At 65.8% G+C, this 17,421-nt stretch carries 12 protein-coding genes and 3 rRNA genes; 3 read left to right on the top strand and 12 right to left on the bottom strand.

What is annotated here, in order from left to right; translation table 11 throughout:
* Positions 1 to 30 precede the first annotated feature (30 nt).
* The 3 genes from OG736_RS25075 to OG736_RS25065 all read left to right on the top strand — a co-directional run bounded on the left by OG736_RS25075 (position 31) and on the right by OG736_RS25065 (position 3,693).
* Positions 31 to 978 (top strand): HAD family hydrolase, encoded by a 948-nt coding sequence (locus OG736_RS25075; RefSeq protein WP_327184428.1) that lies wholly within the window; start codon positions 31 to 33, stop codon positions 976 to 978.
* Between the two features lie 435 nt (positions 979 to 1,413).
* Positions 1,414 to 2,193 carry an ECF subfamily RNA polymerase sigma factor, BldN family gene (locus tag OG736_RS25070; RefSeq protein ID WP_054238616.1) on the top strand — a complete coding sequence of 260 codons (780 nt, stop codon included), beginning with the start codon at positions 1,414 to 1,416 and terminating at the stop codon, positions 2,191 to 2,193.
* 255 nt (positions 2,194 to 2,448) lie between these two features.
* On the top strand, positions 2,449 to 3,693 hold the full coding sequence (locus OG736_RS25065) for a DUF5667 domain-containing protein (protein ID WP_327184427.1): 1,245 nt from the start codon (positions 2,449 to 2,451) through the stop codon (positions 3,691 to 3,693).
* A 142-nt stretch (positions 3,694 to 3,835) separates the two neighbouring features.
* On the opposite strand, the gene OG736_RS25060 is transcribed toward OG736_RS25065, so the two are convergent.
* The 12 genes from OG736_RS25060 to OG736_RS25005 all read right to left on the bottom strand — a co-directional run bounded on the left by OG736_RS25060 (position 3,836) and on the right by OG736_RS25005 (position 17,111).
* Entirely contained in the window at positions 3,836 to 4,897 is a 1,062-nt protein-coding gene (locus OG736_RS25060) for a lysophospholipid acyltransferase family protein (protein WP_327184426.1), read from the bottom strand.
* Positions 4,898 to 4,911: 14 nt separating this feature from the next.
* Positions 4,912 to 5,982 carry an NAD-dependent epimerase/dehydratase family protein gene (locus OG736_RS25055; RefSeq protein WP_327184425.1) on the bottom strand — a complete coding sequence of 357 codons (1,071 nt, stop codon included), beginning with the start codon at positions 5,980 to 5,982 and terminating at the stop codon, positions 4,912 to 4,914.
* 302 nt (positions 5,983 to 6,284) lie between these two features.
* Positions 6,285 to 6,383: a 30S ribosomal protein bS22 gene (locus OG736_RS25050; RefSeq protein ID WP_003948845.1), complete on the bottom strand. Its 99-nt coding sequence runs from the start codon at positions 6,381 to 6,383 to the stop codon at positions 6,285 to 6,287.
* Between the two features lie 178 nt (positions 6,384 to 6,561).
* The gene (locus OG736_RS25045) at positions 6,562 to 6,774 is read right to left on the bottom strand and encodes a helix-turn-helix domain-containing protein (protein WP_015658719.1); all 213 of its coding nucleotides are present in this window, start codon (positions 6,772 to 6,774) and stop codon (positions 6,562 to 6,564) included.
* A gap of 134 nt (positions 6,775 to 6,908) precedes the next feature.
* The gene (locus OG736_RS25040) at positions 6,909 to 7,724 is read right to left on the bottom strand and encodes a phosphatase (protein ID WP_327187705.1); all 816 of its coding nucleotides are present in this window, start codon (positions 7,722 to 7,724) and stop codon (positions 6,909 to 6,911) included.
* 249 nt (positions 7,725 to 7,973) lie between these two features.
* On the bottom strand, positions 7,974 to 9,146 hold the full coding sequence (locus tag OG736_RS25035) for an acetoin utilization protein AcuC (protein WP_327184424.1): 1,173 nt from the start codon (positions 9,144 to 9,146) through the stop codon (positions 7,974 to 7,976).
* Positions 9,097 to 10,335 carry an MFS transporter gene (locus tag OG736_RS25030; RefSeq protein ID WP_327184423.1) on the bottom strand — a complete coding sequence of 413 codons (1,239 nt, stop codon included), beginning with the start codon at positions 10,333 to 10,335 and terminating at the stop codon, positions 9,097 to 9,099. Before OG736_RS25030 ends, OG736_RS25035 begins: the two co-directional genes overlap by 50 nt.
* Before the next feature lie 76 nt (positions 10,336 to 10,411).
* On the bottom strand, positions 10,412 to 11,122 hold the full coding sequence (locus tag OG736_RS25025) for a VC0807 family protein (protein WP_442817072.1): 711 nt from the start codon (positions 11,120 to 11,122) through the stop codon (positions 10,412 to 10,414).
* Positions 11,123 to 11,214: 92 nt separating this feature from the next.
* Positions 11,215 to 11,859 (bottom strand): HAD family hydrolase, encoded by a 645-nt coding sequence (locus tag OG736_RS25020; RefSeq protein WP_327184421.1) that lies wholly within the window; start codon positions 11,857 to 11,859, stop codon positions 11,215 to 11,217.
* A 72-nt stretch (positions 11,860 to 11,931) separates the two neighbouring features.
* Positions 11,932 to 12,048, bottom strand: a 5S ribosomal RNA gene (gene rrf / locus OG736_RS25015).
* Between the two features lie 91 nt (positions 12,049 to 12,139).
* A 23S ribosomal RNA gene (locus OG736_RS25010) occupies positions 12,140 to 15,262 on the bottom strand.
* Positions 15,263 to 15,585: 323 nt separating this feature from the next.
* Positions 15,586 to 17,111, bottom strand: a 16S ribosomal RNA gene (locus tag OG736_RS25005).
* The 16S, 23S and 5S rRNA genes sit together here, the layout of an rRNA operon.
* Positions 17,112 to 17,421: the final 310 nt, after the last annotated feature.

Raw genomic sequence — 17,421 nt, 5'->3', positions numbered from 1 at the left:
ACCACCGAACAGACTGGCTATGCTCACGCCATGGCCGCTCTAGGATGGCTCACTCCCCGTAGGCGCTCCGCCACGGCGCGGAGCGTGTTGGCAGGCGAGGCCTCGGCGGAGGCAGCCCGCAAGTCCACCCAGGAAGCTATGGACTCCCAGGAGACCCTGGCGCCCCTGGACACTTCCGACCGGGAACCGCAGTTCCCGGTGCACGGCGACGCGATGGCCGCCGCCTTCTTCGACCTCGACAACACCGTGATGCAGGGCGCCGCGCTCTTCCACTTCGGCCGTGGCCTGTACAAGCGCAAGTTCTTCGAGACCCGCGACCTGGTCCGCTTCGCCTGGCAGCAGGCCTGGTTCCGGCTGGCCGGCGTCGAGGACCCCGAGCACATGCAGGAGGCCCGCGACTCGGCGCTCTCCATCGTGCAGGGCCACCGGGTCTCCGAGCTGATGTCGATCGGCGAGGAGATCTACGACGAGTACATGGCCGAGCGCATCTGGCCGGGCACCCGGGCCCTCGCCCAGGCGCACCTGGACGCGGGCCAGAAGGTGTGGCTGGTCACGGCGGCCCCGGTGGAGATCGCCCAGGTGATCGCCCGCCGCCTCGGCCTGACCGGCGCGCTGGGCACGGTCGCGGAGTCCGTCGACGGCGTCTACACGGGCAAGCTGGTCGGCGAGCCGCTGCACGGCCCCGCGAAGGCGGAGGCGGTACGCGCGCTGGCGGCGGCGGAGAACCTGGACCTCTCCCGCTGCGCCGCCTACAGCGACTCCCACAACGACATCCCGATGCTCTCCCTCGTCGGCCACCCCTACGCCATCAACCCCGACGCCAAGCTCCGCAAGCACGCGCACAACCTCGACTGGCGGCTGCGCGACTACCGCACCGGCCGCAAGGCCGCGAAGGTCGGCATCCCGGCCGCGGCGGGCGTGGGCGCGGTGGCCGGCGGCACGGCGGCGGCGATCGCGCTGCACCGACGAAGGCGATGACGAAGGCGACAACCAGGGCGATGACGACGGCTGCGACGACTGTGCGGCCGTCACGACCGAGCGGCCGAGGCGCAACAGCCCGGCCGCTCTTTCGCATTACCGGACAACACCCCACACCGGACACCGGACCCGGCCAATCCGACGGCCTTACCCGCGTAACCCCCCGTCCAGTCCTGTTGTCCGCGCTCAGCCACAACACGCCCTGGACCGACCCGAAACTCGAACCATTTCGATCAACAATCGTTCACCCTATGCAACTTGATCGAGCGTCAATAGGCCACAGAAGCGACGTAATCGATGATTTGAGCAACTCGGTGTAGCAGGGCCTGCACGAAGCGTTATTCTCCTCAGACGCAATCCGGTACCCCTTCCGTCGCTACGACGGGTGAATGGTTCCGTACTGCACGTGATGCAAGCTCTGCCTCTGGGAGTCCCGTGTACCCACACGTCGGGGTTGACACCTCGGGCCTGGCTACGCTGCGCGCAACGGTCGCTACGGTCCATGACCTCTTGCGCGGCGTCGTCCCCACCGCGTACGCCGTCCCCGCCTTCGCCACCACCGCTCCGCTCGGCCCGTGCTACGCACTGGCCGACGGCAGCGCCGCGGTGGGCAGACGAGGACGCTCGGCCGGCGCGGCCACCGCCCGTCGGCCGGCCGCCGACAGTGACAGCGCCCGCATGATGGACCTCGTCGAACGCGCCCAGGCCGGCGAGGCCGATGCGTTCGGGCGCCTGTACGACCAGTACAGCGACACGGTCTACCGCTACATCTACTACCGGGTGGGCGGCAAGGCGACCGCCGAGGACCTGACCAGCGAGACGTTCCTGCGCGCCCTGCGCCGCATCGGCACGTTCACCTGGCAGGGCCGCGACTTCGGCGCCTGGCTCGTCACCATCGCCCGCAACCTCGTCGCCGACCACTTCAAGTCGAGCCGTTTCCGGCTCGAGGTGACGACCGGCGAGATGCTCGACGCCAACGAGGTCGAGCGCTCGCCCGAGGACTCCGTCCTGGAGTCCCTCTCCAACGCGGCGCTTCTGGACGCCGTACGCCGACTCAATCCCCAGCAGCAGGAGTGCGTGACGCTCCGGTTCCTGCAGGGGCTCTCCGTCGCCGAGACGGCGCGCGTCATGGGCAAGAACGAGGGCGCCATCAAGACGCTCCAGTACCGGGCCGTCCGGACCCTCGCCCGCCTGCTGCCGGAAGACGCCCGCTGAACCCGTCCCCCACCCACGACCGACGCCACACACTCCGTGACGCCAACTCACCTTCAGTGAAAGTCCGTTGTCTTCCCGATCCGATCATCCGCAGTCCGTAACCCAAGTGCCGCGCCAGTCGTTGTGCGGGATACAGGCTCCCTGTGGTCACGTCCTGGCCGACCCCGATCACTCGATCGTGTGGATCCGGTCCAGGGCGTGCAACCGTCAGGACCCCAGGGGAGTCGACCGTCATGACGAGAGGAGGTGCCGCCAGTGATCGCGAACGTATCGGCGCACCGGCGGGCGAGCGCCTTCGCCCAGGCCTTGGAGGAGCAGTCCGACTGCTCCGCCCAGGGCACGGCGGCCGAGCAGACCGAAGGACCACCGCCGGCGCCGGCCGCTGCGGACCAGACCGGGCAGGGCCATCTTCTGGCCCTCGCCACGAGTCTCGCCGAGCTGCCCAAACCGGAGTTCGATCCCGAGGTCAAGGTCGTCCAGCGGGCCCAGTTGGTCGCCGCAATGGAGGCCATGCTGCAAGCGGGCACCGCGGGAGGCGAAACGGCGGACCCTTCGGTGCCGGAGCAACGCTCCCACCGGGCCAGGGGCACTCATCGCGCCAGTCCCCTGGGCAAGTTCCGACCGCGTTCCCGCCTCGCCAAGGGCCTCACCGCGGGCGGCCTCAGCGTCGGCGTCGCGGCGGGCGCCTTCGGTGGAGTCGCGGCCGCGAGTTCCGACGCCCTCCCGGGCGACGGGCTCTACGGGCTGAAGCGCGGCATCGAGGACTTCAAGCTCAACTATCTGGCCGACGGCGACGACGAGCGCGGTCGGACCTATCTCGACCAGGCCTCCACCCGGCTCAGCGAGGCCCGTCGGCTCATGGAGCGGGGCCGCAGCGGCGACCTCGACCACGAGTCCCTCGGCGAGATCCGACGCGCCCTGAACGGCATGCAGCACGACGCGTCGGAAGGCCACCGGCTCCTTCACGAGGCGTACGAACGCGACCCGAACTCCCTGGGCCCCATCCAGGCCCTCGACGCGTTCTCCCGCTCGCACCGCGAGGTCTGGGGCGCCCTGCGCGACCGCCTGCCGGTCCAGCTCGGCGACGTCAGTCAACAGGTCTCGTCGGTCTTCGAGGCCATAGACGAAGAGGTCGCCCCGCTGCAGTCCCTCCTCCCGCGGCCCCCGGCCCCGGGCGGCGGCGGCACCCGCGAGGGCACCGGCCCGGCGTCCACCGGCACCTCGGACACCGGCCGCCACGCGACCACCCCGGGCACCGGCCACAACCCGACCGACGGGACCGGCGCCGACACCGGAAGCCCCAGCAAGTCGTCCACCTCCGGCACCACCGACGACGGCCTGCTCGGCGGCAACACCGGCGGCCTCCTGGATCCCCCGAAGGACACCGGCAGCACCGCCCCGACCCCCCTCGTCCCGAGCACCCAGCCGGACGTCACCCTCCCACCCCTCCTCCCCGGCCTGCTCCCGGGCCTGGGCATCGACAGCGAGGACGCGGAGTAACCCGAGCAACCCCAACCCATACGGCTGTGGGGGCGCCCCTCTCGAAAGAGGAGCGCCCCCACAGCCGTACCCGAAAAGCCTGCCCGGAAGAACACCGACCGCCGCTGCACGACCGGCCGGCCCCGGCCCCCGGGGCCACTTGTCAGAAGAACACCGACCGCCGCTGCACCAGAAGCTTGTAGAGCGTGTGCTGGATCTGTTCCCGTACCTGGTCCGTCAGGTTGAACATCAGCATCGGGTCCTCCGCCGCCTCCGGCGGGTAGCCGTCCGTCGGGATGGGCTCGCCGAACTGGATCGTCCACTTCGTCGGGAGGGGGATGCCGCCCAGCGGTCCCAACCACGGGAAGGTCGGCGTCAGCGGGAAGTACGGGAACCCGAGCACCCGTGCCAACGTCTTCGCGTTGCCGATCATCGGGTAGATCTCCTCGGCCCCGACAATCGAGCAGGGGATGATCGGAGCTCCCTGGCGCAGTGCCGTGGAGACGAAGCCGCCCCGGCCGAACCGCTGGAGCTTGTAGCGCTCGCTGAAGGGCTTCCCGATGCCCTTGAAGCCTTCCGGCATCACCCCGACCAGCTCGCCCTGGCCGAGCAGCCGTTCGGCGTCCTCCGCGCAGGCGAGGGTGTGCCCGAGCTTGCGGGCCAGCTCGTTGACGACCGGCAGCACGAAGACGAGGTCGGCGGCCAGCAGGCGCAGGTGCCGGCCCGCCGGGTGGTGGTCGTGGACGGCGACCTGCATCATCAGGCCGTCCAGCGGCAGCGTCCCGGAGTGGTTGGCGACGATCAGAGCGCCCCCTTCCGCCGGGATGTTCTCGACGCCCTTCACCTCGACGCGGAAGTACTTCTCGTACAGCGGCCGCAGCAGGGACATCAGGACCTGGTCGGTCAGCTCCTCGTCGTAGCCGAAGTCGTCGACCTCGTAGTCGCCCGTGAGGCGCCGGCGCAGGAAGGACAGCCCACCCGCGATCCGCCGCTCCAGGCCGCCCGCGTCCTTGTCCAGCCGTTCCTCACCTGTCACATGAACATCATCCTGCCCAACCGTCCTGGTGGGCAGGGGCTGGACCTCACCGGCCTCACCGATCTCCCGGACCGGCGCGGGCTCGCCGTTCCGGCGCCGGCTCACCGCACCCCGGCGCCGGGGCGGCCGCGTTACGGCGCTCCCCCGGGACCGGTCGTCGTCGAACGGAATGACCTTGGCATCCGCCATCGTTGATGCGCTCCTCAGTTGGCGCTCTGCGTCGGGAGGTGGACCGGGGGGTGGCCGCCGCCCGGCAGGGACGCGGCGATCCGGTCGACGGCCCCGGCAACGGCCTCGGGCGGCAGGAGTCCGGGTCCGTGACTGCGCGCGAAGTCCGCGAAGGTCTCCGCCGTGGTGTACCGCGGCGTGAACCCCAGCGTCTCGCGCATCTGGTCCGTGGACACGACCCGGCCGTGGGTGAGCAGCCGGATCTGCTCGGGCGAGAAGTCCGTCATGCCCAGCGTACGCACCAGCGACCCCGCCCAGGTGACGGCGGGCAGCAGCAGGGGCACGGTGGGCCGCCCGAGCCGCCGCGAACACTGCGACAGCAACAGCGCCCCGTCCCCGGCGATGTTGAACGTGCCGCTGTTGAGGGTGCCGCGCCGCGGTTCGTGCGAGGCGATCCGCAGCACCTCGATCACGTCGTCCTCGTGCACGAACTGGAGCCGGGGGTCGTAGCCGAGCACGGTGGGCAGCACGGGCAGCGAGAAGTACGCGGCGAGCGGCGTCTCGGCGGTCGGCCCCAGGATGTTGGCGAACCGCAGCACGCAGACGGCGACATCGGGCCGGCGCCGGGCGAACCCGCGCACATACCCCTCGACCTCGACGGCGTCCTTGGCGAAGCCGCCGCTGGGCAGCGACTTGGGCGGGGTCGTCTCGGTGAACACGGCGGGATCACGGGGCGCGGACCCGTAGACGTTGGTGGAGGACTTGACCACCAGCCGCTTCACGTTCGGCGATTTCTGACAGGCGCCGAGCAGCTGCATGGTCCCGATGACGTTGGTCTCCTTGACCGTGGTCCGGCTTCCCCTGCCCAGCGCGGTCGCCGTCACGTCCAGGTGGACGACGGTGTCGGCACCGGTCTCGGCGAGCACCCGCGCGATGGTGGGCTGCCGGATGTCGGCCTCGATGAAGTCGGCGCCCCCGAGATGGTGCTCGGGCCGCACCGCGTCCACGGCGACCACCCGGTCGACCTGTGGATCACGCTGGATCCGTCGTACGAACCGGCCCCCCAGCTGACGGGCCACTCCGGTAACGAGCACGACCTTTCCCAAGATCAGCGCCTTCCTTCCGTCCTGGAACCGCCGGCCGCCCTGCCGAGTTCCCGTCTGCGGCCAACCTAGCGGGTCGATGTTGCGCTGTGATGACCGCCCGATGCACGAAGTGACGAGATCTCTTCGGTCATACGACCAGATCAGCCATGGTGCACGTCCAGGCACACGCACGGCGTTCAGCCAACCGTACGAGCACCCGGATATGCGTGTGGCCCCCCACCGATAACACGGTGAGGGGCCACACCACGCCTACGCGGCTCGCGTCGCGCGAAGTAAGTGCGTGCGCCTACTTCTGCTCGCGCTTACTTCTTGTTGCGACGCTGAACGCGCGTGCGCTTGAGCAGCTTGCGGTGCTTCTTCTTGGCCATCCGCTTGCGCCGCTTCTTGATAACAGAGCCCACGACTACCCTCGCTCACTTCTCATCACTCGGTGCTGGGCGCCATGGGCCCATACGACCTACGAGGGGCTAGCCTACCCGCCTGAGCGCTGAGGTCGTAATCGAGGGGCGAGAGGGGCCCGAGACGGCCCTGAGGCCGGGCCCCGCCCAGAGGCCTGCCCTGCCGGACAGGCCCTGGCCGTCAGGCGGTTTCCACCCCCACGTAGCTCTCGCGGAGGTACTCGTGCACCGCTTGCTCGGGGACACGGAAGGACCGCCCCACCCGGATCGCGGGCAGATGACCGCTGTGCACCAGTCGGTACACGGTCATCTTCGACACTCGCATCACCGAGGCGACTTCCGCCACGGTAAGGAACTGAACCTCGTTCAGAGGCCTCTCGCCAGCTGCACCCATGACACACCTGAACCTTCCGCACTCGACTCGACGGCCACCGGCTTCCCCTTCCGGTGACTCTTCGTCGCTGCGTGCTCACTCCCCAATGTAGGGGCGGGTGATGCGAGTGGGGAAGAGGTGCACCCATCAGCGGCCTACTGTGACAGACACGCTCGATTGAGTACGTAGCGGGTCAGCGGCCTGTAGTAAGCGGACCGCACGGCGTCATCAAGTGGAACGACGACGGAGACGACCCCCTCGGCCTCCCCCACGAACAACGCGGGATCGTCGGTGTCCGCCAGCCCGATGGCCTCGAACCCCAGCTGACCTGCCCCGCAGACCCATCCGTGGTCCCCGATGACCAGCCCGGGCAGCGGCCCCCCACCCTCGGCCGCCGCCGCCAGCGCGACCCGAACCGGGAGCGGCGAATGGCTGTGCGCACCGGTCGCACAACCGGCGCGTTCGACACCCGCCTCCCGGACGACCGCGACTCCCCGTACGTAGTCGAGGTGGTGTGTACGTAGGCCGAACCGGGTCGTTATGTCGACACAGTGACCCTGCGCCGGGGTGAGGACATCACATCCCGCCGCCGACAAAGCGTCCGCAACGGCGGCGTAGAACCCCAGCAGCCGATGCGGATGCCCGGTGCCCAGCAGCACGGGCGCGCCACGCTGGGCGACGGAGGCGAGCCGCTTCGCGAAAGCGTCCAGCGCGGCCAGCGTGCGCTCAGGATCGATCACATCATGCCCGGAAACACAGCCGGGATCGGCCGAAACTCCACACTTGTCGGCCATCAGCGCGATCAGATCCCGCTGCCCCCAACTCCACTCGGGATCAAGCCCGATCAGCACCCGGGGATCACGAGCGGCGAAGAGCCGATAGCTCCGCAGGCTCTCCTCCCGGGAGGTGGCCACCGTCCCGGCCAACCGCGCGGCAAGCAGATGCGCCCGAAGCGCCCCGGCACTCAACACAGAAGCGATGCTGCCGGACGAAGCCCCGGCCCGCGGCAGAACCCCACCAACACCGCACAGTTGGCGTAAGCCCCTCCGGCCCTGGCCGGGGAGTTCGAACACCGGCCAGTGTCCTTCAGCCCGTCCGGCGATCGAGGACGAGGCCGTCCAGGCCGATACAGGGGACGCAGGGGGCAGAGCCCCCTGACGAGGACGGGAACGGGTGAGGGGGGCGGGGGCGAACCCCACAGCGCCCACCCGCCACACCCTCTACGGCAGCAACCCCCGCAACGGGAACACCGCCCGCCGCGTGGCCAACACCGCCTGGTCCAACCGATCGGCGGGGTCGTACCCCGACTCCCACCCGGCCCACTCCACCGGCCACCGCCCGTCGGTCATCCGCATCGGCCCCAACTGCCGAGTACGAGCGAAGACCTCCTGCCGCCACCCCTCGGGAATCACCGTCTCCGGCGCCACCGGCGCCCCCGCCGCGACCCCCACCAGATGCGTCCACGACCGCGGCACCACTTCCACCACCGCGTACCCGCCCCCACCGAGCGCGACCCACTTACCCCCGGCGTACTCGTGCGCCAACTCATGACAGGCCACCTGCACGGCCCGCTGCGCGTCGAGAGACACCGCGAGATGAGCCAACGGGTCCTCGAAGTGCGTGTCGGCCCCGTGCTGGGTCACCAGCACATCCGGCCGGAAGTCGGCGATCAGCTCCGGCACCACCGAGTGGAACGCCCGCAGCCACCCCGCGTCCCCGGTCCCGGCCGGCAGCGCGACGTTCACCGCCGACCCCTCCGCCCGCTCCCCACCGGTCTCCTCCGGCCACCCGGTCTGCGGGAACAAGGTCCGAGGATGCTCGTGCAGGGAGATCGTCAGCACCCGCGGGTCGTCCCAGAACGCCGCCTGCACCCCGTCCCCGTGATGCACGTCCACGTCCACGTACGCGACCCGCTCGGCCCCCAGCTCCAGCAACCGGGCGATCGCCAGCGAAGCGTCGTTGTAGATACAGAACCCCGACGCCCCGCCCGGCATCGCATGATGCAACCCACCCGCGAAGTTCACCGCGTGCAGCGCCTCGCCCCGCCAGACGGCCTCCGCGGCCCCGACGGACAGCCCGGCGATGAGGGCGGACACCTCGTGCATCCCCGCGAAGGCCGGATCGTCCATCGTCCCCAGCCCGTACGACTGGTCCGCCGACCCCGGCTCCACCGACGCCGCCTTGACGGCCTGGACGTAGTCCTCCCGGTGCACGAGCCGCAACGTGGACTCCCCGGCGGGCTTCGCCGCGACGACGTCGACCTCCCGGTCGAGCCCCAGGGCACCGACCAGCCTCCGGGTCAGATCCAGCCGAACCGGATCCATCGGATGCTCGGGCCCGAAGTCATAGCCCGTTACTGCCTCGTCCCACATCAGCTGTGCGCGGCCGCTCATGCCCGCCACCGTATCGGTCCGGTTGAGCGGCGAACGACCGGGCGTACACCAACGTCACCAGCACCAACACCATCGGCACCACCATCGCTCCCCGATAGGTCCAGGCGTCCCCCAGCGCCCCCACCAACGGCGAACCGATCAGGAACCCGACGTAATTGAAGATGTTGAGACGGGCGATCGCCGCGTCCGAAGCCCCCGGGAACAACCGTCCCGCCGCCGCGAACGTCTGCGGCACCAACACACACAGCCCCAGCCCCACGAGCGTGAACCCGAGCATCCCGACCCACGCCCCGGGCGCGACGGCCACCACCGCGAACCCCGCCGCCGCCACCAGAGCCCCCAGCCGCACCACCGCCGCGGCCCCGAACCGCCGCACGCCGAAGTCCCCGATGGCCCGCCCTAGCAGCGTGGTCACCATGTAGACGTTGTACGGAACGGTGGCCAGCTGCTCGCTGCTGCCCAGCACGTCCTGGAGATACTTCGCGCTCCAGTTGGAGACCGTCGAGTCCCCGATATAGGCGAAGGTCATCACCAGACACAGCGGCAGCAGCACCTTGAAGACGACACCCGTACCGCCACCTCCCGACTCGGCTTCCTCCGCCTCGCCGTGCTCCGCCTCGCCGTCCTCCGCACCCCTGTCCACATACCAACGGCTCCCCACCAGGACGGCCGGCAACAGCACGGCCACCACCGGCAGATACGACACCCACAGCGCGAGATGCCAGTGCGCCCCCACCCACGCCAGCGAGGCCCCCACGATCCCGCCCAGGCTGTACACGGCATGGAAGCTGAGCATGATGCTGCGCCCGTACGTCCGCTGAAGACTCACCCCCAGCATGTTCATCGAGGCGTCCAACGCCCCCACCGCGAGGCCGAAGACGGCCAGGGCGACACCCAGCTCGGCCATCCCCCGCCCCGCTCCGACCCCGAGCAGCGCCAGCAGCACCACCGGCTGGGACCACCTCAGCACCCGGCTGGGCGGTATCCGCTTCACCAACTGCTCGGTCGACACGCTTCCGACCCCGGCCAGGATGGGTACCGCGGCCAGGAAGACGGGCAGCAGCGCGTCCGAGACCTCGTACCTGTTCTGGATGGCCGGGATCCGGGTCACCAGCAGAGCGAAGGCCGCGCCCTGGGCGAAAAAGCTGAACGCCAAAGAGGCCCTACCGCGCCGCAGCACTTCTGTCATGGCGGCGAGCGTAGGGCCCCTGCGTACTCGTGGGTAGATCCAGCCAAAGATGAATTCTCCTCAGCTTTGCCGGACTTCACCGGGCGAGGACGACCTCGGGCGCCTCGACCTCGGTCTCCACGGCCTCCCCGGCCCTCGTCTCGAAGGCGACCATAGCGGCCATCGGCCCGGCACCGAGCGCCCCGCCGACCACGAAACCGATCCCCATCGCCACCACCATGACCACGGAACCGAGCCACACCATGGTGTCCACCGGCACCGTGTACGCCCCCACGACCCGCACGACGCACTCGACGAGCAGCACCACACCCCACACGACCGAGAAGGCCCGCTCCCGCTTGCGGAAGTCCGCCGACGCGACCGACGCGCCACTCTCCAGCCGAGCCCAGGCCGCCTCCCTGACCGCGTCGCCCTTCACCAGGAACGGCTTGACCGCGGCCGTCATCATCGGCCTCCCCAGCGCCACGGAGACCAGGATGCCGATCCCGATCGTGCTGCTGACCCCGCTGTCCTTGGCCAGCATCAGCCGCGGATCACCGGAGACCAGGCTCAGCACCAGTCCGACGATGTTGACGACGAGAATGAGCCCGGCGAGCCCGTTGACCGTCCGCCGGCTGACCGCGCTCCACAGGGTCCGCCCGGCCGGGACCAGGCTGCTCCAGGCGAGAGCGGCGAAGGTGCTCATCCCGAACGCGCCCTTGAAGAGGTAGTACGACCCGAGCGGCACCGCCACGTCCACGAGGAGCGGGGCGAAGGCGTTCTGCTTCTTGTGCTGGTTCGTCGTCATGCCCATAGCTTCGCCGCCGGGAGGGGTCCCCCAGTAGAAACGATCGTCCGGAGCTACGCATGACAAATGTCAGCCCGACACCGGAACGTCCGTCAGATCAGCAGGTCAGGCAACTGCCCCAGATCGGAGAAGAGTTGAGTGGCGCCCGCGAGCTTCGCGGCCGGCGTCATCGCGGTGAACCCGTACACGTCCATCCCGGCCGCCACCGCCGCCCGCACCCCCAGCGGACTGTCCTCGACGACCACACACCGCTCCGGCGCCACCCCCATCCGCCGAGCCGCGTGCAGGAAGAGATCCGGCGCCGGCTTCCCCTTCCCGACATCCTGCGAGCTGAAGATCCGCGCGTCCTCGAACCACCGGTCCAGCCCGGTCTTCCGATGCCCTACCCGAATCCGCTCATGGCTCCCGGACGACGCCACGCAGTAAGGCACCCCGTCCGCGGTCAGCTTCGCGAGGACGTCCACGGCGCCCGCCACGGGCTCCAGCTCCCGCTCGAAGGCCGCGAACACCCGGCGGTGAAACGTGTCGTCGAACTCCGCCGGCAACGGCTCCCCGGTGCGCTCCTGGACCAGGTCGTGGACACGGTGCATCGCGGACCCCATGTAGTCACGGATGGAGTCCTCGTACGAGGTGGGATGCCCGATCTCGGTCAGATAGGCGGCGAGCAGCCGATTGGAGATCGGCTCACTGTCCACCAGGACACCGTCGTTGTCGAAAATCACCAGGTCGTAGCGCATGACCAAACCCTAAACGAGCCCGAACGCAGAAAACCCCCGCACCGTGAGGTGCGGGGGTTTCCCGTAATATTTGTTCGGCGGTGTCCTACTCTCCCACAGGGTCCCCCCTGCAGTACCATCGGCGCTGTAAGGCTTAGCTTCCGGGTTCGGAATGTAACCGGGCGTTTCCCTCACGCTATGACCACCGAAACACTATGAAACACATGCAGCCGCACCATGCCGTGACCATGACATGGGGCCGTTCGTGGTTTCAGAACCAACACAGTGGACGCGAGCAACTGAGGACAAGCCCTCGGCCTATTAGTACCAGTCAGCTTCACCCATTACTGGGCTTCCACATCCGGCCTATCAACCCAGTCGTCTACTGGGAGCCTTAACCCCTCAAGGGGGTGGGAATACTCATCTCGAAGCAGGCTTCCCGCTTAGATGCTTTCAGCGGTTATCCCTCCCGAACGTAGCCAACCAGCCATGCCCTTGGCAGAACAACTGGCACACCAGAGGTTCGTCCGTCCCGGTCCTCTCGTACTAGGGACAGCCCTTCTCAATATTCCTGCGCGCGCAGCGGATAGGGACCGAACTGTCTCACGACGTTCTAAACCCAGCTCGCGTACCGCTTTAATGGGCGAACAGCCCAACCCTTGGGACCGACTCCAGCCCCAGGATGCGACGAGCCGACATCGAGGTGCCAAACCATCCCGTCGATATGGACTCTTGGGGAAGATCAGCCTGTTATCCCCGGGGTACCTTTTATCCGTTGAGCGACGGCGCTTCCACAAGCCACCGCCGGATCACTAGTCCCGACTTTCGTCCCTGCTCGACCCGTCGGTCTCACAGTCAAGCTCCCTTGTGCACTTACACTCAACACCTGATTGCCAACCAGGCTGAGGGAACCTTTGGGCGCCTCCGTTACTCTTTAGGAGGCAACCGCCCCAGTTAAACTACCCATCAGACACTGTCCCTGATCCGGATCACGGACCCAGGTTAGACATCCAGCACGACCAGAGTGGTATTTCAACGGCGACTCCACAACCACTGGCGTGGCTGCTTCAAAGTCTCCCACCTATCCTACACAAGCCGAACCGAACACCAATATCAAACTGTAGTAAAGGTCCCGGGGTCTTTCCGTCCTGCTGCGCGAAACGAGCATCTTTACTCGTAGTGCAATTTCACCGGGCCTATGGTTGAGACAGTCGAGAAGTCGTTACGCCATTCGTGCAGGTCGGAACTTACCCGACAAGGAATTTCGCTACCTTAGGATGGTTATAGTTACCACCGCCGTTTACTGGCGCTTAAGTTCTCAGCTTCGCCAAGACGAATCTTGACTAACCGGTCCCCTTAACGTTCCAGCACCGGGCAGGCGTCAGTCCGTATACATCGCCTTACGGCTTCGCACGGACCTGTGTTTTTAGTAAACAGTCGCTTCTCGCTGGTCTCTGCGGCCACCCCCAGCTCGAGCAGCAAGTGCTCTCACCAGACGTGGCCCCCCTTCTCCCGAAGTTACGGGGGCATTTTGCCGAGTTCCTTAACCATAGTTCACCCGAACGCCTCGGTATTCTCTACCTGACCACCTGAGTCGGTTTAGGGTACGGGCCGCCATGAAACTCGCTAGAGGCTTTTCTCGACAGCATAGGATCATCCACTTCGCCACAATCGGCTCGGCATCAGGTCTCAGACTATGTGAACGGCGGATTTGCCTACCGTTCGTCCTACACCCTTACCCCGGGACAACCACCGCCCGGGATGGACTACCTTCCTGCGTCACCCCATCACTCACCTACTGCAAGTCTGGTTCGTCGGCTCCACCACTTTCCTTTCCCCGAAGGGTCCGGAACGGCTTCACGGACTTAGCATCGCCTGGTTCGATGTTTGACGCTTCACAGCGGGTACCGGAATATCAACCGGTTATCCATCGACTACGCCTGTCGGCCTCGCCTTAGGTCCCGACTTACCCTGGGCAGATCAGCTTGACCCAGGAACCCTTAGTCAATCGGCGCACACGTTTCTCACGTGTGTATCGCTACTCATGCCTGCATTCTCACTCGTGAACCGTCCACAACTACCTTCCGGTGCTGCTTCACCCGGCACACGACGCTCCCCTACCCATCCATACGGGCGTTGGCCCTGTTGTATGAATGACACGACTTCGGCGGTACGCTTGAGCCCCGCTACATTGTCGGCGCGGAATCACTAGACCAGTGAGCTATTACGCACTCTTTCAAGGGTGGCTGCTTCTAAGCCAACCTCCTGGTTGTCTGTGCGACTCCACATCCTTTCCCACTTAGCGTACGCTTAGGGGCCTTAGTCGATGCTCTGGGCTGTTTCCCTCTCGACCATGGAGCTTATCCCCCACAGTCTCACTGCCGCGCTCTCACTTACCGGCATTCGGAGTTTGGCTAAGGTCAGTAACCCGGTAGGGCCCATCGCCTATCCAGTGCTCTACCTCCGGCAAGAAACACACGACGCTGCACCTAAATGCATTTCGGGGAGAACCAGCTATCACGGAGTTTGATTGGCCTTTCACCCCTAACCACAGGTCATCCCCCAGGTTTTCAACCCTGGTGGGTTCGGTCCTCCACGAAGTCTTACCTCCGCTTCAACCTGCCCATGGCTAGATCACTCCGCTTCGGGTCTTGAGCGTGCTACTGAAACGCCCTATTCGGACTCGCTTTCGCTACGGCTTCCCCACTCGGGTTAACCTCGCAACACACCGCAAACTCGCAGGCTCATTCTTCAAAAGGCACGCAGTCACGACGCACCGAGTAAACTCGATGCGCGACGCTCCCACGGCTTGTAGGCACACGGTTTCAGGTACTATTTCACTCCGCTCCCGCGGTACTTTTCACCATTCCCTCACGGTACTATCCGCTATCGGTCACCAGGGAATATTTAGGCTTAGCGGGTGGTCCCGCCAGATTCACACGGGATTTCTCGGGCCCCGTGCTACTTGGGTGTCTCTCAAACGAGCCGTTGACGTTTCGACTACGGGGGTCTTACCCTCTACGCCGGACCTTTCGCATGTCCTTCGCCTACATCAACGGTTTCTGACTCGTCTCACAGCCGGCAGACTGTGAAAGAGAGATCCCACAACCCCGTACACGCAACCCCTGCCGGGTCTCACACGTATACGGTTTGGCCTCATCCGGTTTCGCTCGCCACTACTCCCGGAATCACGGTTGTTTTCTCTTCCTGCGGGTACTGAGATGTTTCACTTCCCCGCGTTCCCTCCACACTGCCTATGTGTTCAGCAGCGGGTGACAGCCCATGACGACTGCCGGGTTTCCCCATTCGGAAACCCCCGGATCAAAGCCTGGTTGACGACTCCCCGGGGACTATCGTGGCCTCCCACGTCCTTCATCGGTTCCTGGTGCCAAGGCATCCACCGTGCGCCCTTAAAAACTTGGCCACAGATGCTCGCGTCCACTGTGCAGTTCTCAAACAACGACCAGCCACCCATCACCCCGAACCCTTAACGGATCCGAGTGCACTGGGGCCGGCATCAGAAGGACGAGCAACGCTCGCACCCTCAGATACCCAACAGCGTGCCCGACCGACTCCCGTCCGAAGATCATGCTTTCCACGCTCTTACGAGCAGTACTTGCAGCCTCCGACCCGGAAACCCGGCCGAATAATCAACGTTCCACCCATGAGCAACCAGCATCGGACGTACGCCGATGTACTGGCCTCTGAACCAGCCCCCGAAGGGACAGGCTTAGAAGTGCTCCTTAGAAAGGAGGTGATCCAGCCGCACCTTCCGGTACGGCTACCTTGTTACGACTTCGTCCCAATCGCCAGTCCCACCTTCGACAGCTCCCTCCCACAAGGGGTTGGGCCACCGGCTTCGGGTGTTACCGACTTTCGTGACGTGACGGGCGGTGTGTACAAGGCCCGGGAACGTATTCACCGCAGCAATGCTGATCTGCGATTACTAGCAACTCCGACTTCATGGGGTCGAGTTGCAGACCCCAATCCGAACTGAGACCGGCTTTTTGAGATTCGCTCCACCTCACGGTTTCGCAGCTCTTTGTACCGGCCATTGTAGCACGTGTGCAGCCCAAGACATAAGGGGCATGATGACTTGACGTCGTCCCCACCTTCCTCCGAGTTGACCCCGGCAGTCTCCTGTGAGTCCCCATCACCCCGAAGGGCATGCTGGCAACACAGAACAAGGGTTGCGCTCGTTGCGGGACTTAACCCAACATCTCACGACACGAGCTGACGACAGCCATGCACCACCTGTACACCGACCACAAGGGGGCGCCTGTCTCCAGACGTTTCCGGTGTATGTCAAGCCTTGGTAAGGTTCTTCGCGTTGCGTCGAATTAAGCCACATGCTCCGCTGCTTGTGCGGGCCCCCGTCAATTCCTTTGAGTTTTAGCCTTGCGGCCGTACTCCCCAGGCGGGGAACTTAATGCGTTAGCTGCGGCACCGACGACGTGGAATGTCGCCAACACCTAGTTCCCACCGTTTACGGCGTGGACTACCAGGGTATCTAATCCTGTTCGCTCCCCACGCTTTCGCTCCTCAGCGTCAGTAATGGCCCAGAGATCCGCCTTCGCCACCGGTGTTCCTCCTGATATCTGCGCATTTCACCGCTACACCAGGAATTCCGATCTCCCCTACCACACTCTAGTCTGCCCGTATCGAATGCAGACCCGGGGTTAAGCCCCGGGCTTTCACATCCGACGCGACAGACCGCCTACGAGCTCTTTACGCCCAATAATTCCGGACAACGCTTGCGCCCTACGTATTACCGCGGCTGCTGGCACGTAGTTAGCCGGCGCTTCTTCTGCAGGTACCGTCACTTTCGCTTCTTCCCTGCTGAAAGAGGTTTACAACCCGAAGGCCGTCATCCCTCACGCGGCGTCGCTGCATCAGGCTTTCGCCCATTGTGCAATATTCCCCACTGCTGCCTCCCGTAGGAGTCTGGGCCGTGTCTCAGTCCCAGTGTGGCCGGTCGCCCTCTCAGGCCGGCTACCCGTCGTCGCCTTGGTGAGCCATTACCTCACCAACAAGCTGATAGGCCGCGGGCTCATCCTTCACCGCCGGAGCTTTTAACCCCCACCCATGCGAGTGGAAGTATTATCCGGTATTAGACCCCGTTTCCAGGGCTTGTCCCAGAGTGAAGGGCAGATTGCCCACGTGTTACTCACCCGTTCGCCACTAATCCCCACCGAAGTGGTTCATCGTTCGACTTGCATGTGTTAAGCACGCCGCCAGCGTTCGTCCTGAGCCAGGATCAAACTCTCCGTGAATGTTTACCGGTAATCCGGTCGACACCACGAGAGCGGAACAGCCAGGCGGAATAAGCCCGGCCGTTCACAGCGTCCTCGCTGTGTTTTGTTTCAAAGGAACCTCATCCTCGGCTATCACTGCCGGGGACGGGGTATCAACATATCTGGCGTTGATTTTTGGCACGCTGTTGAGTTCTCAAGGAACGGACGCTTCCTTTGTACTCACCCGAGAGACTCTCTCAGGCTTTCCTCCGGGCGCTTCCCTTCGGTCTTGCGTTTCCGACTCTATCAGATCTTTTCTCGACCCGATTTCCTCGGTGCTTTCCAGGTT

Source organism: Streptomyces sp. NBC_01334 (assembly GCF_035983595.1).
Lineage (GTDB): Bacteria > Actinomycetota > Actinomycetes > Streptomycetales > Streptomycetaceae > Streptomyces > Streptomyces coriariae.
The sequence above is the reverse complement of the archived record's forward strand: the minus strand, read 5'-3'. Positions and strand labels throughout refer to the sequence as shown.